The following is a 21458-nucleotide window of genomic DNA, read 5'->3' on the forward strand; positions in this document are numbered from 1 at the left end:
TGCGCCGTCGTCGCTGTCGGCGAGCGCAGGCGAGAGCGCAAGCACGAACGGAGACTGAGCGCGAGGGCCTCGCCGTAACCCGCCCTTAACCACGAGGCGGCATCGTCCCGCCATGGTCGTTCGTCGGCGCCTCAGAGCCGTTCTGATCCCTCTCGTCGCCTATGGGCTGGCGGCGGGGCTCGTCTGGTATTTCCTGCACAATGCCCGGACGGGCAATCGCGGCTTCGACGCGAAACAGGTGCTGAAAATCCAGATCTTCGAGGTCAACAAGGAACTCGAGGCGGCCCGGACCGAGCGCGGCGATTGGGAACGACGCCTGGCCTTGCTGCGGGCGGGTCAGATCGACCGCGACCTTCTCGAGGAGAGGGGACGCATCCTGCTGGGCCGGGTGCACAAGAACGACGTCGTCATCGTCACGCCCTGAGCCTCGGCCGGCGAGCCGCCTCTCGCTTTCGCCGCGCGACTGGTCTAGCAATCCGGGAAGTCAGGTCGGAGGAGCCAGGATGGCGGCGGTTGCAGGGCGCGTGTCGAGCGGCGCTCCGGAAGGTGAGACGAGCCTGCCCGCGAACGCACCTCCACCCTTCTCGCGCGAGGAGGATCTGTCCGCCTATCGGTCCATGCTGTTGATCCGCCGCTTCGAGGAGAAGGCGGGCCAGATGTACGGCATGGGGCTGATCGGCGGCTTCTGCCACCTCTATATCGGCCAGGAGGCGGTCGTCGTCGGCATGCAGATGGCCGCGAAGGACGGCGACCAAGTCATCACCGGCTACCGCGACCATGGCCACATGCTCGCCTGCGGCATGGACCCGCGCGGGGTCATGGCGGAACTGACCGGCCGCCGAGGGGGCTATTCCCACGGCAAGGGCGGCTCCATGCATATGTTTTCCAAGGAGAAGGCCTTCTACGGTGGGCACGGCATCGTCGGCGCCCAGGTCTCTCTCGGGACGGGGCTCGGCCTCGCCAATTGGTACCGTGAGGACGGCAAGGTCTCGATGACCTATTTCGGCGACGGCGCCGCGAACCAGGGTCAGGTCTACGAGAGCTTCAACATGGCCGAGCTGTGGAAGCTGCCGGTCGTCTACGTGATCGAGAATAACCGCTACGCGATGGGGACCTCCGTTGCCCGCGCCTCGGCCCAGACCGATTTCTCGAAGCGCGGCACCTCCTTCAACATTCCGGGCGAGCAGGTCGACGGGATGGACGTGCGGTCGGTCCGCGAAGCCGCCGGCCGCGCGATCGAGTTCGCCCGCAACGGCAACGGGCCCTACATCCTCGAGATGCAGACCTATCGCTACCGCGGCCACTCGATGTCCGATCCAGCGAAATACCGCTCGAAGGACGAGGTCACCAAAATGCGCGAGGAGCGTGACCCGATCGAGATGATCCGGAAGCGTCTGCTCGAGACGCACAAGGTCGGCGAGGACGAGATCAAGAGCCTCGACGGCAAGGTGCGCGAGATCGTCAACGATGCGGCCGAGTTCGCGACCCATGATCGCGAGCCGGATCCGTCGGAATTGTGGACCGACATCCTGCTCGAGGCATAGGCCACAACAGTTATGCGTCCCGACGCCCGTCATGCTGAGGTGCCGAGCCTGACAAGGCTCGATGTCCAAGCATGGGGGACGGTTCGGTGCGTCCTTCGAGGCTCGCTGCGCTCGCACCTCAGGATGAGGGGCGGGGAGCAGGCAGCCGCCAAAACCTGACACGAGCGTTCGATGCCGACCGACATCCTGATGCCCGCCCTTTCGCCCACGATGGAGCAGGGCAAGCTCGCGAAATGGCTGAAGAAGGAGGGCGACCCGGTCAAGGCGGGCGACGTCCTGGCCGAGATCGAGACCGACAAGGCTACGATGGAGGTCGAGGCGGTCGACGAGGGCGTATTGGCGAAGATCCTGGTCGGCGACGGCACCGAGAATGTCGCCGTGAACACCCCGATCGGCGTGATCGCGGCCGAGGGCGAGGACGTCTCGGCCGCAGCCGCTCCGAAGACGAACGGCGCCTCGGAGCCGCCGAATGCGGGCGGCCCGGCTCAGGCCCAGGCCCAGGCCCAGGATTCGAAGGCGGCCGAGCAGCCCGCGGCCGAGATGAAGGCCCGGGAATCGCAGCCGGCGGCCGCGCCCGGCGCGATCCCGGCCACCGCGAAGGCGCCCTCCGCCGTAGCCGCTCCGCCGCAGCCGCAGCAGATCGCGAGGCCCGAGGTACCGGACGGGACCGAGATGGTTCAGATGACGGTGCGCGAGGCGCTCCGCGACGCGATGGCCGAGGAGATGCGCCGCTCGGGCGACGTGTTCGTGATCGGCGAGGAGGTCGCCGAATATCAGGGCGCCTACAAGGTGACCCAGGGCCTCCTGCAGGAATTCGGCCCGAAACGCGTCATCGACACGCCGATCACCGAACACGGCTTCGCCGGCCTCGGCGTCGGCGCGGCGCTTGCGGGGCTCCGGCCCATCGTCGAGTTCATGACCTTCAATTTCGCCATGCAGGCAATCGACCAGATCATCAATTCGGCCGCGAAGACGCTCTACATGTCCGGTGGGCAGATGGGCTGCCCGATCGTGTTCCGCGGCCCGAACGGGGCCGCCGCCCGCGTCGGCGCCCAGCACAGCCACGATTACAGCGCCTGGTATTCGAACGTGCCCGGCCTCAAGGTGATCGCACCCTATACGGCGGCGGACGCGAAGGGCCTCCTCAAGGCCGCGATCCGGGATCCGAATCCGATCATCTTCCTCGAAAACGAGATCCTCTACGGCCAGTCGATGCCGGTGCCGAAGCTCGACGATTTCGTCCTGCCGATCGGCAAGGCCCGCATCCACCGGACCGGCAAGGACGTCACCATCGTGTCCTTCTCGATCGGCATGACCTACGCGCTGAAGGCGGCCGAGGAACTCGCCAAGGAGGGGATCGAGGCTGAGGTCATCGATCTCCGCACCATCCGGCCGATGGACATCGCGACGATCATCGAATCGGTGAAGAAGACCAACCGCTGCGTCGCCGTCGAGGAAGGCTTCCCGCAATCGGGCGTCACGGCCGAGATCGGCATGAAGATCATGGAAGAGGCGTTCGACTATCTCGACGCCCCGGTGGCCCGGGTCACCGGCAAGGACGTGCCGATGCCGTATGCGGCCAATCTCGAGAAGCTCGCGTTGCCGAATGTCGGCGAGGTCGTCCGGGCGGCGAAGGCCGTCTGCTACCGGTAGGATCGTTCGGTGACCCGAGATGTTGGCTGAATCGTCGCAACCCCTCGTGTCGCACGACCTCCTGCCGGCCGGCTCTTGCCATTGCGGCGCCGTCCAGGTCGATCTCAAGCTCTCGCGGCCGCCGGCCTCGCTGCTGTTGCGCGCCTGCCAATGCGAGTTCTGCGGCCGGAGGGGCGCCCGCACCATCTCCGACCCGGACGGTCAGGCCATCATCCGGGTCGAGGGTCCGGACAGCCTGCTCCGCTACCGCTTCGGGCTTCGCACCGCCGACTACCTCCTCTGCGCCGCCTGCGGCAGCTATGTCGCGGCGATCCAGCCGGATGATCCGCCGGTCGCCGTCGTCAATGTCGGCGGCCTCGGTGTGCCGGAGTTCGACGGCCGCGCGCCGGAGCCGGTGAGCTATGCCGGCGAGACGGTGGAGGCGCGGCTCGCGCGGCGGCGCGGCTATTGGATGCCGGTCGCGATCGCCTTCACGTCTGCCTCGGCGGCCCGGGCCGAACCGTCTCCGGTACGCCTGCCGTGAGTAGCGCCCGCGCCATGCCATTGCCGGCGACCTACGCCGATATCGAGGCTTTGCCTGAGCATCTCGTCGGCGAGATCATCGACGGCATGCTCGAGACCTATCCGCGCCCCCGTCCTCGTCACGGGGCGGCCGCGTCGGCGTTGAGTTATGAGCTGACCGGGCCATTCCAGCGCGGCCGCGGCGGCCCGGGAGGCTGGGTCTTCATCGTCGAGCCGGAACTGCATCTCGGCCATCAGGTCGTGGTACCCGATCTCGCGGGCTGGCGGCGCGAGCGCCTGACCGAGCTTCCCGACACCGCCTATCTCGAGACGGCTCCGGATTGGGTTTGTGAGGTCCTGTCTCCCTCGACCGCCCGGGTCGATCGCGGCGCCAAGCGGCGGATCTATGCCGGAGGCCGGGATCGGCCATCTCTGGCTGCTCGACCCGGTCGCGGGCGAGCTCGAGGCTTTCGAACTGACCGGCTCGCAGTGGCTGCTACCCGCCACCATCCAGCGCGGCGACGAGGTCCGGGTCGCGCCCTTCGACGCGATCGGTTTCCCGATCGACGACCTCTTCCCTTCGATACGCCCTCGACCGAGGCCTGACCCATGCCGACCAACATCCTCATGCCCGCCCTCTCGCCGACGATGGAGAAGGGCAACCTCGCCAAGTGGCTGAAGAAGGAGGGCGATTCCATCAAGTCGGGCGACGTGATCGCCGAGATCGAGACCGACAAGGCCACGATGGAGGTCGAGGCCGTGGACGAGGGAATCCTGGCGAAGATCACGGTGCCCGAGGGCACGGCCGACGTGCCGGTGAACCAGGTCATCGGCGTGATCGCCGGTGAGGGCGAGGACCCGAAGACCGTCGAGGCAGGCGACGCGGCCCCGAAGGCCGCGACCGCGGCGGAGCCGGCCAAGCAGGAGGCGCGTGCCTCTGCGCCGACGGCCGAACCGGCGGCGACCTCGGATGCCGACGCCCAGAAATCCTATGCCCGGGTCGACCAGGCCCCGCAGGGCCCGGCGACCGCCGCCGCCCCCGCTGCACCGAAGACCAACGGCGCCGGGCCTTCGCATGAGGGCGGCCGGGTCTTCGCCTCGCCGCTCGCGCGTCGGATCGCGAAAGACGGCGGCATCGACCTCGCGGCGGTCGCCGGCTCCGGCCCGCATGGCCGCGTCGTCCAGGCCGACGTCCAGGCTGCCATCGCTGGCGGCGGCGCGAAGGCCGCCGCACCCGAAACGGCCAAGCCCGCCGCGCCGGCCCCCGCTGCGGCCCCGGCTCCGGCCCCCGGGGCCGCCGCTCCGGCAGCAGCGCCGTCCATGTCGGACACGCAGATCAAGAAATTCTTCGAGCCGGGCTCCTTCGAGGAGATCCCGCACGACAACATGCGCAAGACCATCGCGCGCCGCCTCGCGGCCTCGATGCAGACGACGCCGCATTTTTATCTCACCGTCGATTGCGACCTCGACGCTCTGCTCGCGCTCCGCGAGCAGCTGAACGGTGCCGCGCCCAAGGACAAGGACGGCAAGCCCGCCTACAAGCTTTCCGTCAACGATTTCATGATCAAGGCGCACGCGCTCGCGCTGATGCGGGTGCCGGCCGCGAACGTGTCCTGGACCGAGGGCTCGATGCTCCGGCACAAGCATGTCGATGTGGGCGTCGCGGTCGCGATCCCCGAGGGCCTGATCACGCCGATCATCCGCAAGGCCGACACGATGAGCCTCTCGGCCATCTCGAACGCCATGAAGGACTTTGGCGCACGCGCGAAGACCCGGAAGCTGAAGCCCGCCGAATACGAGGGCGGCTCGACCGCGCTCTCCAATCTCGGCATGTTCGGCATCAAGCAGTTCACGGCCATCATCAACCCGCCGCACTCGACCATCCTGGCGGTCGGCGCGGGCGAGAAGCGGGTCGTCGCGAAGGGCGGTCAGCCGGCGGTCGCGACCGTGATGTCGGCGACCCTCTCCTGCGACCACCGCGCCATCGACGGCGCGCTCGGCGCCGAGGTGATCGCCGCCTTCCGGCAGCTCGTCGAGAACCCGATGGCGATGCTGGTGTGAGCCCGTTCCTTTGCGCCGTGTCACGAACGCCTCTCGCCCTTCGGAACGGCGGACCTGGCCATGGGCCGAACCCAGACTGCATCGGACGGTCTTGATCGTGGTCCGACATGCTCGCGGGGGGCGGCCGAGGCGAACTTACCCGTGAATGCCAGCGAAGAGCGCCTCGTCGCCATCCTCGACGGCATCGGCGAGTGTTTCTACGCGGTCGATCGGGACTGGCGCCTCACCGTCTTCAATCGCGGCTCGGAAGATTTCTTCGGCTTCCCGCGGAGCGAGGTTCTCGGACGGCTCCTCTGGGAGGTCATCCCGGTTCTCAGCATCGCGGGGGTCGAGCCCCTCCTGCGGGCCGCGATGGAGGGCCGGGCCGGAGAGATCACGGCTCGCTCCGCGATCCGACCGGATCGGTGGCTCGAGGGGCGTTTCTATCCCATTCCGGACGGCGTCGGGATCTCCTTCCGCGACGTGACCGAGCGCCGGGCGGACGAAACCGCGCTCAGGCAGCGCGAGGCCGAGCTCGCCCATGTCCAGCGCATCGTCGGCATCGGTAGTCTTCAGGTCGAACTCACGGCAGGGTTCCGGAACCGCCGCTCGCCGGAATATCTGAAGCTGCACGGCCTCCCGCCCGAAGCCGCCGACGAGCCGCACGAGGATTGGGTGGCCCGTATCCACCCGGAGGACCGGGAGAAGGTCGACGGCGATTTCCGGCGCGCCGTCGAGGGACATGCGGTGCAATACGAGGCGGAGTATCGGATCGTCCGCCCGTCGGATGGGGAGACGCGCTGGATCGCGGCTTCGGCCGAGATCGAGCGAGGCCTCGACGGCCGGGCGGTTCGGCTGATCGGCGCCCACCGTGACGTGACCGACCGCAAGCGCGCCGAACTGCACCAGAAGCTGCTGATCAACGAGCTGAACCACCGCGTGAAAAACACGCTCGCGACGGTCCAGTCAATCGCGGTCCAGAGCCTTCGCCGTGAGGCGACGACGGAAGAGGCCCGGCACGCCTTCGAGTCGCGCCTTCTCGCCTTGTCCCGGGCCCATGATGTCCTGACACGCGAGAGCTGGGACGGGGCGGAGCTGAGGGAGATCGTCGATCAGGCCCTCGACCCATACCGAGCCGGAGTGGGCGAGCGCTTCACCGTCGAGGGTCAGAGCCTGCGACTCTCGCCGCGCTCGGCTCTCGCGCTCGCCATGGCGCTGCAGGAACTCGCCACCAACGCGCTGAAATACGGCGCGCTGTCGATCTCCTCGGGCCGTGTCTCGATCGCCTGGGGTCTGGACGTCGCAGCCTCACCCGATCGGCCGCTGCATCTGAGCTGGGTCGAATCCGGAGGACCGCCTGTCACGCCGCCGACCCGACTGGGCTTCGGGCGAAAGCTGATCGAGCGAAACCTCGCTCAGGATCTCGAAGGCGACGTCGTCATGGACTTCGCGCCGGGCGGCCTGGTCTGCCGGCTGCAGGCGCGCCTGCCGTCGCGGTCGTGATGGCCGTGGCGGACCGTCCGACCGCCGACCTCGGCAGCAGTCAGTGATAGGCGATCAGCCATCCGACGCTGATCACCGGGACAACCGCCCCGAGAACGACGCACAAAATCCTGGTTGGCATCGCCGTTCTCGGCTGAAGCGATGACGATGTCCTGGCCGAACCACCGTTACCGCTGCAAGGTTCCTGCTCCAGGCGGGCGGCTTGCCGCCTTGTGGCAGCACGAGAACAAAGATAGAACGAAAAGCGTGAGGACGGAAGCGGGCTCGCACTTGCCGATGGGAGTTCCTGTCGCCAAGGTGCCGGGTCTGCGCGGCAAGTGGAGTGTGTCATGGCCGGAAGCGTGAACAAGGTGATCCTGGTCGGCAATCTCGGGCGCGATCCGGAGGTCCGTCGCACGGGCTCGGGCGACCCGATCGTCAACCTGAGACTCGCTACGTCCGAGAGCTGGAAGGACAAGCAGACCGGCGAGCGCAAGGAGAAGACGGAGTGGCACTCCGTCGTCATCTTCAACGAAAACCTCGGACGGATCGCGGAGCAGTACCTGAAGAAGGGTTCGACCGTTTACATCGAGGGTCAGCTGCAGACGCGGAAATGGCAGGACCAGTCCGGCCAGGAGAAGTACACGACCGAGATCGTCCTCCAGCGCTTCCGCGGCGAGCTGACCTTGCTTGGCGGGCGCAGCGGCGGCGGCTCCTCCGATTTCGGTGAGGATACGGGCGGCGGCCAAGTCAGCCGGGGCGGCGATTTCGGCCGCTCGGGCCCGATGGAGCGCAAGCCCGCGATGGCCGGCGGCGAGAGAAGTGGCGGCGGCGGGGGCGGCTACGCCAAGGACCTCGACGACGACATCCCGTTCTAGGGCTGGACCCTGATGCGTCCGTCCTTCGACGAGGCGGACCTCGTCCGCGGCATCTCGGCTTGGACCGCGGTGGAATCACCGACCTCGGACCCGGCAGGTGTGAACCGCGTCATGGACCTCGCGTTCGACGAGGCCTCGACCTCGAGTGTGGCCGTGGAGCGCGTCGCGGGGCGCGACGGGCTCGGCGACAGCGTGATCCTGCGGGCCGGCCCTGGATCCGGTGATCCCGGGATCCTGGTCCTGTCACATTTGGACACGGTGCATCCGCTCGGCACGCTGGCGCGCGACCTGCCGATCCGGCGCGACGGCGACCGGCTTTACGGGCCCGGCATTTACGACATGAAAGGCGGCGCCTATCTGGCCTTCCGGGCCTTCCTCGCGGTCGCGAAGTCCGGCGCAGCGCCGCGTCCCATGACCTTCCTGTTTACGTCGGACGAGGAGATCGGATCGCCCACGACGCGCGGGATCATCGAGGATCTCGGTCGCAGGGCTTCCGCCGTGCTCGTGACCGAGCCCGCCCGCGACGGCGGCAAATGCGTGACGTCGCGCAAGGGCGTCGGCCGGTTCGAGTTCGAGGTCGAGGGGCGGCCCGCCCATTCCGGCTCGCGCCATCCCGACGGCCGCAGCGCCATCCGGGAAGCCGCCATGCACATCACTTCGATCGAGGGCATGACGGATTACGACCGCGGCATCACGACGACGGTCGGGCTGGTCTCGGGCGGCACGGCCCAGAACGTGATCCCGCAGCATTGCCGCTTCTCGGTCGACCTCAGGGTCGTGACGGCATCCGATGGCGAAGCCCTGGAAGAGAAGCTGCTCGCGTTGCAGCCGCGCGGCCCGGACATCAAGCTCCGGATCACGGGCGGCATGAACCGACCGCCCTACGAGCGGACCGAGGCGATTGCAGCTCTCTACGAGCAGGCCCGAGCGCTCGCGGCCGAGATCGGCCTGGATCTGGGCGAGGTGCCGCGGACCGGCGGCGGCTCGGACGGAAACTTCACGGCCGCCCTCGGCATCCCGACGCTCGACGGCCTCGGGGTCGACGGGGACGGTGCTCACACCCTCTCGGAACATGCCCTGGTTTCGAGCTTCGTGCCGCGGGCGCGGCTGATGGCGAGCCTCCTGCAGAACCTGCGCTGAGCGAAACGGGTGTGGAGACCGCGCCGGTTGCGGTGCGGCTCCTCGCGCGCCATATCAAGATGGTGCTCGCAAGCGCCTCAATCGGCTTGCGTTTTCCCTATCGCGCGCCGGTTCCCCCAAGGCGCCGCCCGGTTGGCCGAACGCGGCTGAATCGGATAGACGATGCGGGTGTAGTTCAGGTGACAGACTTTGGCTGACAGCGACAACGACCCGCCGGACGAGGGTCGCCCACCCCAGGACCCTGCCTCGGACATCAGGTCGGTCTCGATCGTCGACGAGATGAAGCGGTCCTATCTCGATTACGCGATGAGCGTGATCGTGAGCCGGGCGCTGCCCGATGCCCGCGACGGCCTCAAGCCCGTCCACCGCCGCATCCTGTTCTCGATGCACGAGAACAACCAGACCCCGGACCGGCCCTACAGCAAATGCGCCCGCATCGTCGGCGACACGATGGGCAAGTACCATCCGCACGGCAATCTCGCGATCTACGACGCCCTCGTCCGGATGGCGCAGCCCTTCTCCATGCGGCTGCCGCTGATCGACGGGCAGGGCAATTTCGGCTCGGTCGACGGCGACCCTCCGGCGGCCGAACGCTACACCGAGGCGCGGCTCGACCGGGCCGCGATGCCGCTCCTCGACGATCTCGACAAGAACACCGTCGACTTCCAGCCGAACTATGACGGGCGCGAACGCGAGCCCGTCGTTCTTCCGGCCAAGTATCCGAATTTGCTGGTGAATGGCGCCGGCGGCATCGCCGTCGGCATGGCCACCAACATCCCGCCGCACAATCTCCGCGAGGTCGTCCAGGCCTGCATCGCCTATATCGACGATCCCACGATCTCGATCGACGAGTTGATCGAGATCGTCCCCGGACCCGACTTCCCGACCGGCGGATCGATCCTCGGCCGCGCAGGCGCGCGCTCGGCCTACACCACCGGCCGCGGCTCGATCGTGATGCGGGCCAAGACGAAGCCCGAGACGATCCGTGATCGCGAGGCGATCATCGTCACCGAGATCCCCTACCAGGTGAACAAGGTCACGCTGATCGAGAAGATGGCCGAGCTTGTCCGCGAGAAGCGGATCGAGGGTATCGCGGCGCTCCGCGACGAATCCGACCGGGACGGCATGCGGATCGTGGTCGAGATCAAGCGCGACGCCCTGCCGGACGTCGTGCTGAACCAGCTCTACCGCTACACCCCGATGCAGACGAGCTTCGGCGCCAACATGGTGGCGCTGAATGGCGGCCGGCCGGAGACGCTGACGCTGCGCGACTTCATCCGGGCCTTCGTCGAGTTCCGCGAGGAGGTGGTCAGCCGACGGACCAAGTTCCTGCTCGGCAAGGCTCGCGACCGGGCTCACGTCCTTTGCGGCCTCACCATCGCGGTCGCCAATATCGACGAGGTCATCCGGCTGATCCGGACCGCGCCCGACCCGAACACCGCCCGCGAGCAGTTGATGGACCGGGACTGGCCGGCCGCCGATATCGCGTCACTGATCCTGCTGGTCGACGACCCCCGCCATCGGATCGCGGACGACGAAACCTACCGGCTCTCCGACATCCAGGCCCGCGCCATCCTGGAGCTGCGCCTGGCCCGCCTCACCGCCCTCGGGCGGGACGAGGTTGGCGATGAGTTGCAAGGACTTGCAGGCGAAATCTCAAGCTATCTCGAAATCCTGCGCTCGCGTACCCGCATCATGGACATGATCAAGGACGAGCTGAATGCGGCAAGCTCCGCCTTCGGCACGCCGCGCCGGACCGAGATCCTGGACTGGGCTTCCGACGTCGACGACGAGGACCTGATCCAGCGCGAGGACATGGTCGTGACCGTGTCCCATGCGGGCTACATCAAGCGGGTCCCGCTCTCGACCTACCGGGCCCAGCGCCGCGGCGGGAAGGGCCGTTCGGGCATGCAGACCCGGGACGAGGATTTCGTCACACGGCTCTTCGTCGCGAACACCCACACGCCGATCCTGTTCTTCTCCTCGCGCGGCCAGGCCTACAAGGAGAAGGTGTGGCGGCTCCCGCTCGCCGCGCCGAACGCGCGCGGCAAGGCGCTCGTCAACATGCTGCCCCTGCAGCAGGACGAGCGCATCACGACCATCCTGCCCCTGCCCGAGGACGAGGAGACCTGGGACACGCTCGACGTCATGTTCGCGACCGCCTCGGGCGGCGTGCGGCGGAACAAGCTCTCCGATTTCGTCCAGGTGAACCGCAACGGCAAGATCGCGATGAAGCTCGACGAGGGCGACCACATTGTCGGCGTTGCGATCTGCACCGTGGACAACGACGTGCTGCTGACCACCGCCGGCGGCCAATGCATCCGCTTTGCCGTGCCGGAAGTCCGGGTCTTCAAGGGACGCGATTCGACCGGCGTCCGGGGCGTCGCGCTGGGCAAGGATGACGCTGTCATCTCGATGGCGATCCTCCGCCACGTTAAAGCGACGCCCGAGGAACGTGCCACCTATCTGAAACGGTCGCTCGCGATGCGTCGTGCCACGGGCAGCGAGCCGGTCGAGGAGACGGCCCAGGAAGCGGCCGCGGCCGTCGTCGCCGACGGCGAGGAGCCGCCGACCCAGGAGATCGAGCTCGGCGCGAAATACGCCGAGATGGATGCGGCCGAGCAATTCGTGCTCACGCTCTCGGAGCGCGGCTTCGGCAAGCGCACGTCATCCTATGAGTACAGGATCACGGGACGGGGCGGGAAGGGCATCGTCGCCATGGCGACGGGCGGGCGGAACGGCCGGCTCGTCGCCTCCTTCCCGGTCGGGCATGACGACCAGATCATGCTGGTCACCGATGGCGGCCAGCTGATCCGGGTGCCGGTCCACGACATCCGAATCGCCGGCCGCCCGTCGCAGGGCGTCACCGTCTTCCGGGCGCATGCGAGCGAGAAGGTCGTCTCGGTCGAGCATCTCGAGGGCGAGGACGACGAGACCCCGCCGCCCGAGGCCGACGAGATCGCCGAAGGCGGGACGCCGCCGGACGGGTCGGTCTAGGGCCGCCGAACCGGGCTCATACGCAGAGCGGGTTCGGCACGACGTCGAGGTAGATCGCGGCGAGCGGGAGCGATCCCGCGATGACCGGGAGGGCAAGGGAGTCCTCGCGCTGGACCAGAACCTGATGGGGGGCGGGGAGCCACTCCCCGTCCTGCCGAAGCCAGGATTCGACCCGGACGCTGTCCTGGTAGACGAAGACGAGCTGCTGCAGGCTCGGGATCGCCCGGTAGCGGCGTGCCTTCTCGCTCCGGTCGAAATGCATCGTCGACGGCGAGAGCACCTCGAAGACGATGACCGGCGTCTCGGTCGTCCGGTCTTGCGGCCGCCCCGGCGAACACTCGACCAGGAGGTCGGGCTCGAAGGCCGATCCGCTGGGCGTCTCGACGAGGAGACCAGCCAGCGCATCGCATCGGCGTGCCCGCGCCTGGGGCCGGACGGCCTCGAGGAGATTGCCGGCGATCCGGGCGTGGGCGCGGGTCCCGCCGACCATCAGGACCGGCTGGCCGTCGAGCAGCTCCCATCTTTCGCCCGCCCGGCTGTCGAGGAAGCGGAGGAAGGCACCGACCTCCAGGTGCGTCTCGGATCGAAGCGCGGCTGTGCTCATGTCGGTCCCCTGAGTGCAGGATAGCATAACGACCGCTGCGCCGCCCGCTCCCTTGCTCCGCTTGCCGTCAGCGGCTAACGCCACCGGATGTCCCGCACGGCGCTCTATACCGGCAGCTTCGACCCCGTCACGAACGGCCATGTCGACGTGATCCGGCATGCCGTCAGGCTCGTGGACCGGCTCGTCGTGGCGATCGGCGTGCATCCGGCAAAGGCGCCGCTCTTCACGGTCGAGGACCGGACGGAGATGCTGCATGAGGTGTGCCGGCCCTTCGCGGACGAGGCCGGGACGGCGCTCGAGGTCACGACCTTCGGCGGCCTCGCGGTCGAGGCTGCGCGCGCACACGGCGCGACCGTCATCATCCGGGGCCTGCGGGACGGCACGGATCTCGATTACGAGATCCAGATGTCCTCCATGAACGAGACGATGGCGCCGGCGATCCAGACCGTCTTTCTGCCGGCCTCGCCGCCGGTCCGCCCCATCACGGCCACGCTCGTCCGGCAGATCGCCGCGATGGGCGGCGACGCTTCGCCTTTCGTGCCGCCCGCCGTCGCCGCGCGGCTTCGGGCGCGCTTCGCCCCGACACCCGCCTGAGCCCTGGATCAGGGCGTCACAGGATCGCCGGATCCGAGGATCACGGCTTCACGACATCGAAGGATCGCAGGATGACACACTCGACCACGACGCGCCGCTTGGCTCTCGCAGCTCTAGGCGCGACCGCCGCTCTTCCGGCTCTCGCCCAGTCTGACAAGGCCGATCTCGTCTATCTCGACACCAAGGGCGGGCGGGTCACGATCCGGCTCCGGCCCGACCTCGCGCCGAAGCACGTGGCGCAGATCAAGGCGCTCGTGAAGCGCGGCTTCTATGACGGCCTCGTGTTCCACCGCGTGATCCCTGGCTTCATGGCCCAGACGGGCGACCCGAAGGGCAACGGCACCGGCGGCAGCGACCTGCCGAACGTGCCGGCCGAGTTCACGGCGACCCCGTTCCGGCGCGGCACGGTCGGGATGGCCCGTTCGCAGGACCCGAACTCCGCCAATTCCCAATTCTTCATCTGCCTCGCGGAATCGAGCTTCCTGAACAACCAATACACCGTCGTCGGCGAGGTCACGTCCGGCATGGAGCAGATCGACAAGGTCAAGAAGGGGACGCAGGCGAATAACGGTGCCGTCTCCAGCCCCGACAAGATCGTGAAGATGGTGCTGGCGGACGCCGGTTGATCGGCGCTCGCGCGGCCGCCGTCGCGCTCGCGGGCGCCGCGGCGGCGGGCCTGCCGGCTCCCGGCCTCGCGGACGAGATGCGGCCCGCCCTTCGGACTTTGCGCGACGTGTCGGCGGCGGTGCGGGCCTGCTGGACGGTTCCGGACGGGCTCCGCCGCTTCGAGTGGCTCGACGCCACGGTCCGGTTCAGCCTCAGGGTGGATGGCAGCCTCCAGGGCGAGCAGCGGGTGAGTTTCGTGGGGCTGCCGCCGGACAGCCGGGCGCGCGACCTGTTGGCCCGGTCGGCCGTCGCGGCCGTCCAGGCGTGCCAGCCCTTCAACATTGCCGCGAGTCTCGGCCAGGCCATCGCCGGCCGGGTCTTCGCGGTTCGTTTGGTCTACAGAAGTCCCCAGGGACGAGGAGCCTGAGATGTCCGATACCGAGAATACGCTGATCCTGGAGACCACCAAGGGCGATGTGACGATCCGGCTTCGGCCCGATCTCGCGCCCGGCCACGTGGAGCGGATCAAGACGCTGGCCCGCGAGGGCTTCTACGACGGGGTGGTCTTCCACCGCGTCATCGACGGCTTCATGGCGCAGGGCGGCGACCCGACCGGCACCGGCACGGGCGGCTCCAAATACCCGGATCTGAAGGCGGAATTCAGCGCCGAGCCGCACAAGCGCGGCGTCTGCTCGATGGCCCGGTCCTCGAACCCGAACTCGGCCAATTCGCAGTTCTTCATCTGCTTTGCGGATTCCAGCTTCCTGGACCGCCAATACACGGTCTGGGGCGAGGTCACCGAAGGGATGGAGTTCGTGGACGCCTTCAAGCGCGGCGAGCCCGTTCGCGACCCCGACCGGATCGTGAAGGCCCGCATCGCCGCCGACGCGGCGTGATCGGCGAGGAGCGCGACGCGCCGCCACGGCGCGCTCGCCTCCTCCCCGAACCATCCGGGACACCGTGAACGTCGAGCTCTTCGATTTCGAGCTGCCCGACCACCTGATCGCGCTCCGGCCGGCGGTGCCGCGCGATTCCGCGCGGCTGCTCCACGTGCAGGCTTCGGGCGAGGTGGCCGACCGGACCGTCCCCGACCTGGCCGGCCTGCTCCGGCCGGGCGACGCCCTCGTCCTGAACGACACACGCGTGGTGCCGGCGCGGCTCCGCGGCGTGCGGGCCCGCGGCGACGTGGTCGCCCGGGTTGAGGTGATGCTGCATCGCCGGACCGGCCCCGATTCCTGGCTCGCCTTCGCGCGCCCGGCGAAGCGGCTCGCGGTTGGCGACCACATCCGCTTCGGCGACGAGCGCGAGAGCCAGGCCTGCCTCCTCGCGAGTCTCGACGCCGAGGTCACGAGCAAGGGCGAAGAGGGCGAGATCGGTCTCCGCTTCGCGTTCCAGGGTCCGGCGCTCGACGAGGCCATCATGGCGTTCGGAGAGGTGCCGCTGCCGCCTTATATCGCCAGCAAGCGGCCGGCGGACGACCGCGACCGCGTCGACTACCAGACGATCTACGGGCGCGAGCCGGGCGCCGTCGCGGCCCCGACCGCCGGCCTGCACGTCACCGAGGACCTGCTCGCGTCGCTCGCCGCGCGCGGCGTTAGCCATCACCGCGTGACGCTGCATGTGGGGGCGGGCACCTTCCTGCCGGTCAAGGCTGAGGATACGGCGGACCACCGCATGCATCCCGAATGGGGCCGGGTCGACGAAGTCACCGCTGCTGCCCTGAACGCGGCGCGGGAGAGTGGTGGCCGCATCGTCGCGCTCGGCACGACGGCGCTCCGGCTCCTCGAGAGCGCGACCGACCGGGACGGGCAGGTCCGGCCCTTCGAGGGTACGACGGACATCTTCATCACGCCGGGCTACCGGTTCCGGGCCGTCGACATGCTGCTCACCAATTTCCACCTGCCGCGCTCGACCTTGTTCATGCTGGTCTCGGCCTTTGCCGGGCTCGACCGCATGCAGGAGGCCTATGCGGCCGCCATCGCGCGCGGCTACCGCTTCTACTCCTATGGGGACGCCAGCCTTATCGAACGGGGCGGGGCTCGGTGAGCGGGACCTTCTCCTTCGCGGTCGGGGCGCGTGACGGCGAGGCCCGGACGGGGGCCATCCGAACGCCGCGCGGCGCGATCCGGACGCCGGCCTTCATGCCGGTCGGCACGGCCGGAACCGTGAAGGCGATGCTGCCCGAGCAGGTGAGGGCGACCGGCGCCGACATCGTCCTCGGCAACACCTACCACCTCATGCTCCGGCCCGGGGCGGAGCGGGTCGCCCGCCTCGGCGGTCTGCACGCCATGATGAACTGGCCTCACCCGATCCTCACCGATTCCGGCGGCTTTCAGGTCATGTCCTTGTCGGCGCTGCGGAAAATCGACGAGCGCGGCGTCACCTTCCGGTCGCATATCGACGGCTCGCCGCACGAGCTGACCCCGGAACGTTCGATCGAGATCCAGGGACTGCTGGGCGCCGACATCCAGATGCAGCTCGACGAATGCGTGCGGCTGCCGGTGCCGCCCGAGGCGGTCGAGAAGGCGATGCGGCTCTCGCTTCGGTGGGCCGAGCGCAGCCTCGCAGCCTTCGGGACCCAGCCCGGCCGGGCTCTGTTCGGGATCGTGCAGGGCGGCGACGACGACGCGCTCCGGACCGAGAGTGCCCGCGCGCTGGTCGAACTCGACCTCGGCGGCTACGCGGTCGGCGGCCTCGCGGTCGGCGAGCCGCAGGCAACGATGCTGCGGGTGCTGGAAACGGTGGTCCCACATCTGCCGGGGTCTAAGCCGCGCTACCTGATGGGGGTCGGCACGCCGGACGACATCGTGGAATCGGTGCTGCGCGGAATCGACATGTTCGACTGCGTCATGCCGACCCGGGCCGGCAGGCACGGGCTCGCCTATACCCGCCACGGCCGCCTCAACCTCCGCAACGCCCGTTTCGCCGACGACCCGCGGCCGCTCGATCGGGCCTCCTCATGCCCGGCCTCGTCGACCTATTCCCGGGCCTACCTGCACCACCTCGTGCGCTCGGGAGAGATCCTCGGCATGATGCTCCTGACCTGGAATAATCTGAGCTATTACAATGACTTGATGGTAGGCCTTCGTGCATCGATTGAAGGCGAGCGGCTGCAGGATCATGCTGCGACCATCCGCGAAGGTTGGGCCACGGGCCAACGCAAGGCGGCAGAGCCGGACTCCGTTTGACGTGACGCCGCCGAGCGGCCGCCAAGCCACCGCGGCCCGCCTTCGGGTGACCCACGCGGACCCGGAATGTGGCTCGTCGATGATGCCGAACCCGGCATCGCCTGGTCCGCGTTTGACCGGCCCCGTCCTTCCTCCTATCTGACGCGTTCCGTGGGGCGCGTAGCTCAGCCGGTTAGAGCAACTGACTTTTAATCAGTAGGTCCTGGGTTCGAGTCCCAGCGCGCTCACCATGGAATGCCGGTGCTGTCTACGATCGCCGCTTCACACGAGGGTCGGGAGGAAAACGGGCCCACCGAAGCTGGCCGCGTCCAGCCGCAACTCGGACGCATCGAACGGTGGCCGTTCCTCGACGCAGTTCGTCTCGTGGCGGCGCTCCTCGTCGTGCTGGGGCATCTCCGCAGCCTCTTCTTCCGCAGCATCACCGAGGTCGCGGATCCGGGCCTCGCGACGAAGCTTTTCTATCTCGTCACGGGCGTTCATCGCGAGGCGATGATCCTGTTCTTCGTCGTGAGCGGGTTCCTGATCGGTGGACGCGCGTGGCAGCTTCTCGCGAGGGGCGACTTCGCGATCGGCCGGTATGTCGTGGCTCGGTTCAGCCGAATCTACGTCGTGCTGGTGCCGGCGCTCGGCGTCACGATCCTCATCGAGGCGATCGGGACGGGATACCTCGACCAGACCCGCCTCTTCGGCCTGCGGCCTCTCGAGCTGATCCCCGTGACGGGCGGCTGGGGCTGGACACAGCTGGCCTGCCATCTCGCCAGCCTGCAGGCCCTTGCCTGCCCGGTCCTGGGGCTGAACCCGCCGCTCTGGTCGCTCGCCTATGAATGGGTCTTCTAGGGCCTCGGCCCCTTGCTGCTGGCTGTCTGGGTCATCCGCCTGCCGGTCGCGATACGGCTGGTGACGACGGCGTCGGTCGTGGCCGGCATCGTGTTCCTGCTGCCGGCGGATTTCCTGGTCCTGTTCGCGACCTGGGCATCGGGGCTGCCGCGGCCCGCCTCGCCGCGCGAGGTGGCGTCTCATGGCCGATCGGGGCCGTTGGCCTCGCGCTCGTCGCAGCCTGGATGATGGTCGCTCGCCTTCGAGCCGTGCCGATCGCCCTCACGGATATTGGCATCGCCGTGGGGCTGGGCCTGGCGGTCGCCTGCCCGCGCATCCTGGCTCTCGATTGCGGGCGGCTGGTCCGCCGCGGCGCCGAATTCTCATTCTCGCTCTACGCCCTGCACGTTCCGGTCGCGATCATGACAGGCGCATTGCTCGAATCCGTCCTGGGGCGGCACGGGATCGAGATTCCCGGACCGTGGGCCTATTCGGCCTTCGCGCTCGCGCTCGCCGTCGTCCTCCTCGTCTCGGATCTTTTCGCCCGTCTGACCGAGGACCGGACGGAGGCATTCAGGTCCTGGCTCTCGCGATTGGTCCCGACAGGCAGGCGGGCGCGGCGCGCCTCCTGACAAGGCAGACGCGCTGCCGCTCTGCCCTTCTCAGGTGTCGCCGCCGCCGACGGACAGGATGATCTTGCCCTGGGCCTGGCCGTCGCGCAGCGCCGCCAGTGCTTCGTGGAAGCGCTGGAGCGGGACGACGCGGCTGACATAGGGGTCGAGCCGGCCCTGGCTGAAAAGGTCGAAGATCTCGGTCTGAGCCTCGCGCACCCGCTCCGGGGTCCGATCTCGGTAATCCGACCATTGCAGGCCCGAGACAGCGATGTTCTTCACCAGCAGATAATTCGCCTTGATGCTCGGGATCTCGCCGCTGGCGAAGCCGATGATGACCATGCGGCCGCACCAGGCCATGGCCCGGAGCGCGGCCGCGTTCGCCTCGCCCCCGACCGGGTCGATGACGATGTCGGCGCCATGCCCGTCGGTCGCGGCCGAGATCTCCGCCCGGAGCCGGTCGCGCAGGTCCTCGCCCGAGAGTTCGACGACGTGATCCGCCCCGGCGCGCCGCGCGACCTCCGCGTTCGGCGCGCCGAGAACGCCCGCGATCACGGTCTTCGCGCCGAGCGCCTTCGCAAGCTGGAGAGCGGCGACGCCGATGCCGCCCGAGGCGCCGAGGACGAGCACGACCTCGCCGGGCTTGAAGCCGGCCCGATCCTTCAGCGCGAACCAGGCGGTCTGGTAGACGAGGCCGAGCGCCGCTCCCTTCTCGAAGGGCATGCCGTCCGGCATCGCGAAGCAGCTCTCGGCCCGGACCCGCACCTTCTCGGCATAGGCGCCGTATTCGACCTGCACGGCGACGCGGTCGCCGATCCGAATGCCGTCAACTTCGGGCCCTATCGCGGAGACCCGGCCGGCTGCCGCCTTGCCGGGCGAGAAGGGCAGGGGCGGCTTGATCTGGTACTTGCCCTCGATGACGAGAATGTCCGGGTAATTGGCCTCGGCCGCGCTCACGTCGACGACGACCTCGCCCGGCCCGGGCGAGGGGTCGGGCATCTCAGTGACCTCGACCTCCGCGAAGGGTCGGAACTCCCGAACGAGCACGCCCTTCATCGGAGGTAATCCTGGTTATGGGCGCCGAGACCGGGCGTCTCACGCGAGACGCTCGCGTCCTCGCGGAAGGCGGGGGCGATCGGGACGGGGAGGGCCGGGAGGCTCTGCCCGTCGAAATTCGTGACCCGGCGGTCGAACAGGCCGCGCGCCTGGAAATGCGGGTCGTCCATCGCCTCCCGGATGGTCGCGACGACCGAGCAGCAGCAATCCTTGCCGGCGAAGAGGGCGCGCCAATGCTCGCCCGTTTCGCGCGCGATCAGCGCCGCGACGCCGGTCCGGGTCGCGTCCGGATCGCGGCTGTCGTCGCGGAGTGCCGGATCGAGCCCGATCAACTCGCAGAACGTGACCCAGAATTTCTGCTCGAGCGGGGCGGCCGCGACCACGCGTCCGTCGGCCGTACCGTAGAGCTGGTAGCGGGGTGAGCCGCCGGTCACGAGGTCAGTGCCGTTGCCGGGCCACTCTCCGGCGGCGAGGCCGTTGCCCATGGCCCAATAGGTGAAGGGGAAGAGGTTGTCGGTCATGGCGATGTCGAGATGGCAGCCCACCCCGGTCCGGTCGCGCTCCCGGAGCGCGAGCAGGATGTTGATCACGGCCGGATAGGCGCCGCCCGCGATGTCGGCGATCAGCGCCGGCGGCACAATGCCCCGCGAAGGCTCGCCCATCGACAGCGCGAGTAGACCGGAATCGCCGATGTAATTCAGGTCGTGGCCGGCCGCGTTCAGCTTCGGGCCGGTCTGGCCGTAGCCGGTGATCGAGCAGTAGATCAGCCGCGGATTGATGCCCGACAGCGTCGCGTAGTCGAGGCCGAGCCGCGCCATCGCGCCGGGCCGGAACTGCTCGAGCAGGATGTCGGCCTTCTCGACGAGCGGCAGCAATTTCGCCCGCGCCGCCTCGTCTTTCAGGTTGAGGGCGATGCTCTTCTTGCCGCGGTTGAGCAGCGCGAAATTGACGCCGTCGCCGCCCCAAAGCGGCGCGTAGCCCCGCATCTCCTCGCCGCTGCCCTCGCGCTCGACCTTCACGACCTCGGCGCCCGCCTCGGCCAGGAGGAGCCCAGCCATCGGGCCGGGCAGGAGCGTCGAGAAATCGAGGACGAAGAGGCCTTCGAGCGGCCTCACGATCCCTCTCCCGCCCGGGCCGCCGCGACGACGGCGCGGCGTGCGGGCGCATAGCCCGGGGTGCCATAGGTCTCGAAGAGGGCGCGCGTCACGTCGTGGTGGTGTGCGAGACCGCCCGACATGACGCGCTCGATCGGGCCGGTCGGGTAGCCGAGGCCGAGCCGGCAGGTCAGGTCCATGTCCTTCTGGGTCGCGAGGCCCTCGTCGAGGAAGCGCAGGGCCGCGTTGTATTTCGGGCGGACGAGGCGATCGAGGATGCGGCCGGCCTGGTCGGTGCAGAGGGCAACGGCGAGCCCGGCTCCTTCCAGCATCGCGCGGGCGGCCGCGATGGCGCTCTCCGGCGTGTTCCGCTGCCGGACGAGTTCGACGAGGCGCGACGGCGCATCCGCGCCATTGCGGTAGCGGGCGAAGCCGAGGACGTTCGAGCCCTCCTCGCCCGCGTTCTCGCCGGTATGGGCGCCGAGGCTCTCGGTCCCGAGTTCGACCAGGATGGCGGCCCGGTCCGGATCGGGAACAAGCGGCGCGCCGAGATAGAGAACGACGTCGGCCCCTTCGATCGGGCCGGCCCCGGCCAGGACGGGGTCGCCCTCGGGGAAGGAGCGGCGGAGGTCGCCGACGATGGCGTAGCGCATC

General features: G+C 68.7%; 23 protein-coding genes and 1 tRNA gene. 20 read left to right on the top strand and 4 right to left on the bottom strand.

All coding sequences use genetic code 11. The features are described 5' to 3' along the window. Positions 1-112: 112 nt before the first annotated feature. The 10 genes from ACFE87_RS01565 (at position 113) to gyrA (ending at position 12235) form a co-directional block, all read left to right on the top strand. A complete protein-coding gene (locus ACFE87_RS01565; protein WP_375457851.1) occupies positions 113-424 on the top strand; it encodes a septum formation initiator family protein in 312 nt (103 codons plus the stop codon). Between the two features lie 79 nt (positions 425-503). Then, positions 504-1544 (top strand): pyruvate dehydrogenase (acetyl-transferring) E1 component subunit alpha, encoded by a 1041-nt coding sequence (gene pdhA / locus ACFE87_RS01570; protein ID WP_375457852.1) that lies wholly within the window; start codon positions 504-506, stop codon positions 1542-1544. Between the two features lie 171 nt (positions 1545-1715). Beyond that, positions 1716-3197, top strand: coding sequence for a pyruvate dehydrogenase complex E1 component subunit beta (locus tag ACFE87_RS01575; RefSeq protein ID WP_375457853.1), 1482 nt, complete (start codon positions 1716-1718; stop codon positions 3195-3197). A gap of 19 nt (positions 3198-3216) precedes the next feature. Beyond that, positions 3217-3720 (top strand): GFA family protein, encoded by a 504-nt coding sequence (locus ACFE87_RS01580; RefSeq protein WP_375457854.1) that lies wholly within the window; start codon positions 3217-3219, stop codon positions 3718-3720. Beyond that, entirely contained in the window at positions 3717-4304 is a 588-nt protein-coding gene (locus ACFE87_RS01585; RefSeq protein WP_375457855.1) for a Uma2 family endonuclease, read from the top strand. Before ACFE87_RS01580 ends, ACFE87_RS01585 begins: the two co-directional genes overlap by 4 nt. Before the next feature lie 3 nt (positions 4305-4307). Beyond that, complete coding sequence (locus ACFE87_RS01590) at positions 4308-5759, top strand: pyruvate dehydrogenase complex dihydrolipoamide acetyltransferase (RefSeq protein WP_375457856.1); 1452 nt, start codon at positions 4308-4310, stop codon at positions 5757-5759. Between the two features lie 141 nt (positions 5760-5900). Continuing rightward, a complete protein-coding gene (locus ACFE87_RS01595; RefSeq protein ID WP_375457857.1) occupies positions 5901-7241 on the top strand; it encodes a sensor histidine kinase in 1341 nt (446 codons plus the stop codon). Positions 7242-7570: 329 nt separating this feature from the next. Continuing rightward, positions 7571-8098, top strand: coding sequence for a single-stranded DNA-binding protein (locus ACFE87_RS01600; protein ID WP_375457858.1), 528 nt, complete (start codon positions 7571-7573; stop codon positions 8096-8098). A gap of 12 nt (positions 8099-8110) precedes the next feature. Then, the gene (locus ACFE87_RS01605; RefSeq protein WP_375457859.1) at positions 8111-9238 is read left to right on the top strand and encodes a M20 family metallopeptidase; all 1128 of its coding nucleotides are present in this window, start codon (positions 8111-8113) and stop codon (positions 9236-9238) included. A gap of 189 nt (positions 9239-9427) precedes the next feature. Beyond that, positions 9428-12235: a DNA gyrase subunit A gene (gyrA, locus tag ACFE87_RS01610; RefSeq protein WP_375457860.1), complete on the top strand. Its 2808-nt coding sequence runs from the start codon at positions 9428-9430 to the stop codon at positions 12233-12235. A gap of 16 nt (positions 12236-12251) precedes the next feature. Here gyrA and ACFE87_RS01615 read toward each other — a convergent pair whose 3' ends face one another. Beyond that, positions 12252-12839, bottom strand: a complete 588-nt coding sequence (locus ACFE87_RS01615; RefSeq protein WP_375457861.1) for a Uma2 family endonuclease — start codon at positions 12837-12839, stop codon at positions 12252-12254. Positions 12840-12926: 87 nt separating this feature from the next. Between ACFE87_RS01615 and coaD the strand changes: the two genes are divergently transcribed. The 10 genes from coaD (at position 12927) to ACFE87_RS01665 (ending at position 18675) form a co-directional block, all read left to right on the top strand. Beyond that, the gene (gene coaD / locus ACFE87_RS01620; protein ID WP_375457862.1) at positions 12927-13433 is read left to right on the top strand and encodes a pantetheine-phosphate adenylyltransferase; all 507 of its coding nucleotides are present in this window, start codon (positions 12927-12929) and stop codon (positions 13431-13433) included. A 71-nt stretch (positions 13434-13504) separates the two neighbouring features. After that, positions 13505-14059: a peptidylprolyl isomerase gene (locus tag ACFE87_RS01625; protein WP_375457863.1), complete on the top strand. Its 555-nt coding sequence runs from the start codon at positions 13505-13507 to the stop codon at positions 14057-14059. Then, positions 14056-14466 carry a hypothetical protein gene (locus ACFE87_RS01630; protein ID WP_375457864.1) on the top strand — a complete coding sequence of 137 codons (411 nt, stop codon included), beginning with the start codon at positions 14056-14058 and terminating at the stop codon, positions 14464-14466. Before ACFE87_RS01625 ends, ACFE87_RS01630 begins: the two co-directional genes overlap by 4 nt. A 1-nt stretch (position 14467) precedes the next feature. Then, complete coding sequence (locus tag ACFE87_RS01635; RefSeq protein ID WP_375457865.1) at positions 14468-14935, top strand: peptidylprolyl isomerase; 468 nt, start codon at positions 14468-14470, stop codon at positions 14933-14935. Between the two features lie 64 nt (positions 14936-14999). Beyond that, positions 15000-16085 carry a tRNA preQ1(34) S-adenosylmethionine ribosyltransferase-isomerase QueA gene (gene queA, locus ACFE87_RS01640; RefSeq protein WP_375457866.1) on the top strand — a complete coding sequence of 362 codons (1086 nt, stop codon included), beginning with the start codon at positions 15000-15002 and terminating at the stop codon, positions 16083-16085. Next, the gene (gene tgt, locus ACFE87_RS01645; protein ID WP_375457867.1) at positions 16082-17227 is read left to right on the top strand and encodes a tRNA guanosine(34) transglycosylase Tgt; all 1146 of its coding nucleotides are present in this window, start codon (positions 16082-16084) and stop codon (positions 17225-17227) included. Before queA ends, tgt begins: the two co-directional genes overlap by 4 nt. Before the next feature lie 153 nt (positions 17228-17380). Then, positions 17381-17457, top strand: a tRNA-Lys gene (locus ACFE87_RS01650). A gap of 10 nt (positions 17458-17467) precedes the next feature. Then, positions 17468-18064, top strand: coding sequence for an acyltransferase family protein (locus ACFE87_RS01655; protein ID WP_375457868.1), 597 nt, complete (start codon positions 17468-17470; stop codon positions 18062-18064). 12 nt (positions 18065-18076) lie between these two features. Continuing rightward, positions 18077-18292: a hypothetical protein gene (locus ACFE87_RS01660; protein ID WP_375457869.1), complete on the top strand. Its 216-nt coding sequence runs from the start codon at positions 18077-18079 to the stop codon at positions 18290-18292. Continuing rightward, positions 18289-18675 (top strand): hypothetical protein, encoded by a 387-nt coding sequence (locus ACFE87_RS01665; protein WP_375457870.1) that lies wholly within the window; start codon positions 18289-18291, stop codon positions 18673-18675. The genes ACFE87_RS01660 and ACFE87_RS01665 overlap by 4 nt, the downstream gene beginning before the upstream one ends. Positions 18676-18705: 30 nt before the next feature. Here the strand turns inward: ACFE87_RS01665 and ACFE87_RS01670 are convergent, their stop codons facing one another. From ACFE87_RS01670 to ACFE87_RS01680, 3 genes are read right to left on the bottom strand one after another with little or no spacing between them, the layout of a single operon-like run. Then, positions 18706-19710 (bottom strand): NADPH:quinone oxidoreductase family protein, encoded by a 1005-nt coding sequence (locus ACFE87_RS01670; RefSeq protein ID WP_375457871.1) that lies wholly within the window; start codon positions 19708-19710, stop codon positions 18706-18708. After that, positions 19707-20825, bottom strand: a complete 1119-nt coding sequence (locus ACFE87_RS01675; protein ID WP_375457872.1) for a CaiB/BaiF CoA transferase family protein — start codon at positions 20823-20825, stop codon at positions 19707-19709. The genes ACFE87_RS01670 and ACFE87_RS01675 overlap by 4 nt, the downstream gene beginning before the upstream one ends. Continuing rightward, entirely contained in the window at positions 20822-21457 is a 636-nt protein-coding gene (locus tag ACFE87_RS01680; protein WP_375457873.1) for a 3-hydroxyacyl-CoA dehydrogenase family protein, read from the bottom strand. Before ACFE87_RS01680 ends, ACFE87_RS01675 begins: the two co-directional genes overlap by 4 nt. Position 21458: the final 1 nt, after the last annotated feature.

This window comes from uncultured Enterovirga sp. (assembly GCF_964242715.1).
GTDB lineage: Bacteria > Pseudomonadota > Alphaproteobacteria > Rhizobiales > Beijerinckiaceae > Enterovirga.

What these genes read in the sequence shown, in the direction of transcription:
- ACFE87_RS01580 (WP_375457854.1), top strand. Translation starts at nt 3,217, where the DNA reads ATGTTGGCTGAATCGTCGCAACCCCTCGTGTCGCACGACCTCCTGCCG.
- ACFE87_RS01635 (WP_375457865.1), top strand. Translation starts at nt 14,468, where the DNA reads ATGTCCGATACCGAGAATACGCTGATCCTGGAGACCACCAAGGGCGAT.
- ACFE87_RS01590 (WP_375457856.1), top strand. Translation starts at nt 4,308, where the DNA reads ATGCCGACCAACATCCTCATGCCCGCCCTCTCGCCGACGATGGAGAAG.
- pdhA (WP_375457852.1), top strand. Translation starts at nt 504, where the DNA reads ATGGCGGCGGTTGCAGGGCGCGTGTCGAGCGGCGCTCCGGAAGGTGAG.
- ACFE87_RS01575 (WP_375457853.1), top strand. Translation starts at nt 1,716, where the DNA reads ATGCCGACCGACATCCTGATGCCCGCCCTTTCGCCCACGATGGAGCAG.
- coaD (WP_375457862.1), top strand. Translation starts at nt 12,927, where the DNA reads ATGTCCCGCACGGCGCTCTATACCGGCAGCTTCGACCCCGTCACGAAC.
- ACFE87_RS01615 (WP_375457861.1), bottom strand. Translation starts at nt 12,839, where the DNA reads ATGAGCACAGCCGCGCTTCGATCCGAGACGCACCTGGAGGTCGGTGCC.
- ACFE87_RS01670 (WP_375457871.1), bottom strand. Translation starts at nt 19,710, where the DNA reads ATGAAGGGCGTGCTCGTTCGGGAGTTCCGACCCTTCGCGGAGGTCGAG.
- ACFE87_RS01605 (WP_375457859.1), top strand. Translation starts at nt 8,111, where the DNA reads ATGCGTCCGTCCTTCGACGAGGCGGACCTCGTCCGCGGCATCTCGGCT.
- ACFE87_RS01680 (WP_375457873.1), bottom strand. Translation starts at nt 21,457, where the DNA reads ATGCGCTACGCCATCGTCGGCGACCTCCGCCGCTCCTTCCCCGAGGGC.
- ACFE87_RS01665 (WP_375457870.1), top strand. Translation starts at nt 18,289, where the DNA reads ATGATGGTCGCTCGCCTTCGAGCCGTGCCGATCGCCCTCACGGATATT.
- ACFE87_RS01565 (WP_375457851.1), top strand. Translation starts at nt 113, where the DNA reads ATGGTCGTTCGTCGGCGCCTCAGAGCCGTTCTGATCCCTCTCGTCGCC.
- ACFE87_RS01600 (WP_375457858.1), top strand. Translation starts at nt 7,571, where the DNA reads ATGGCCGGAAGCGTGAACAAGGTGATCCTGGTCGGCAATCTCGGGCGC.
- ACFE87_RS01625 (WP_375457863.1), top strand. Translation starts at nt 13,505, where the DNA reads ATGACACACTCGACCACGACGCGCCGCTTGGCTCTCGCAGCTCTAGGC.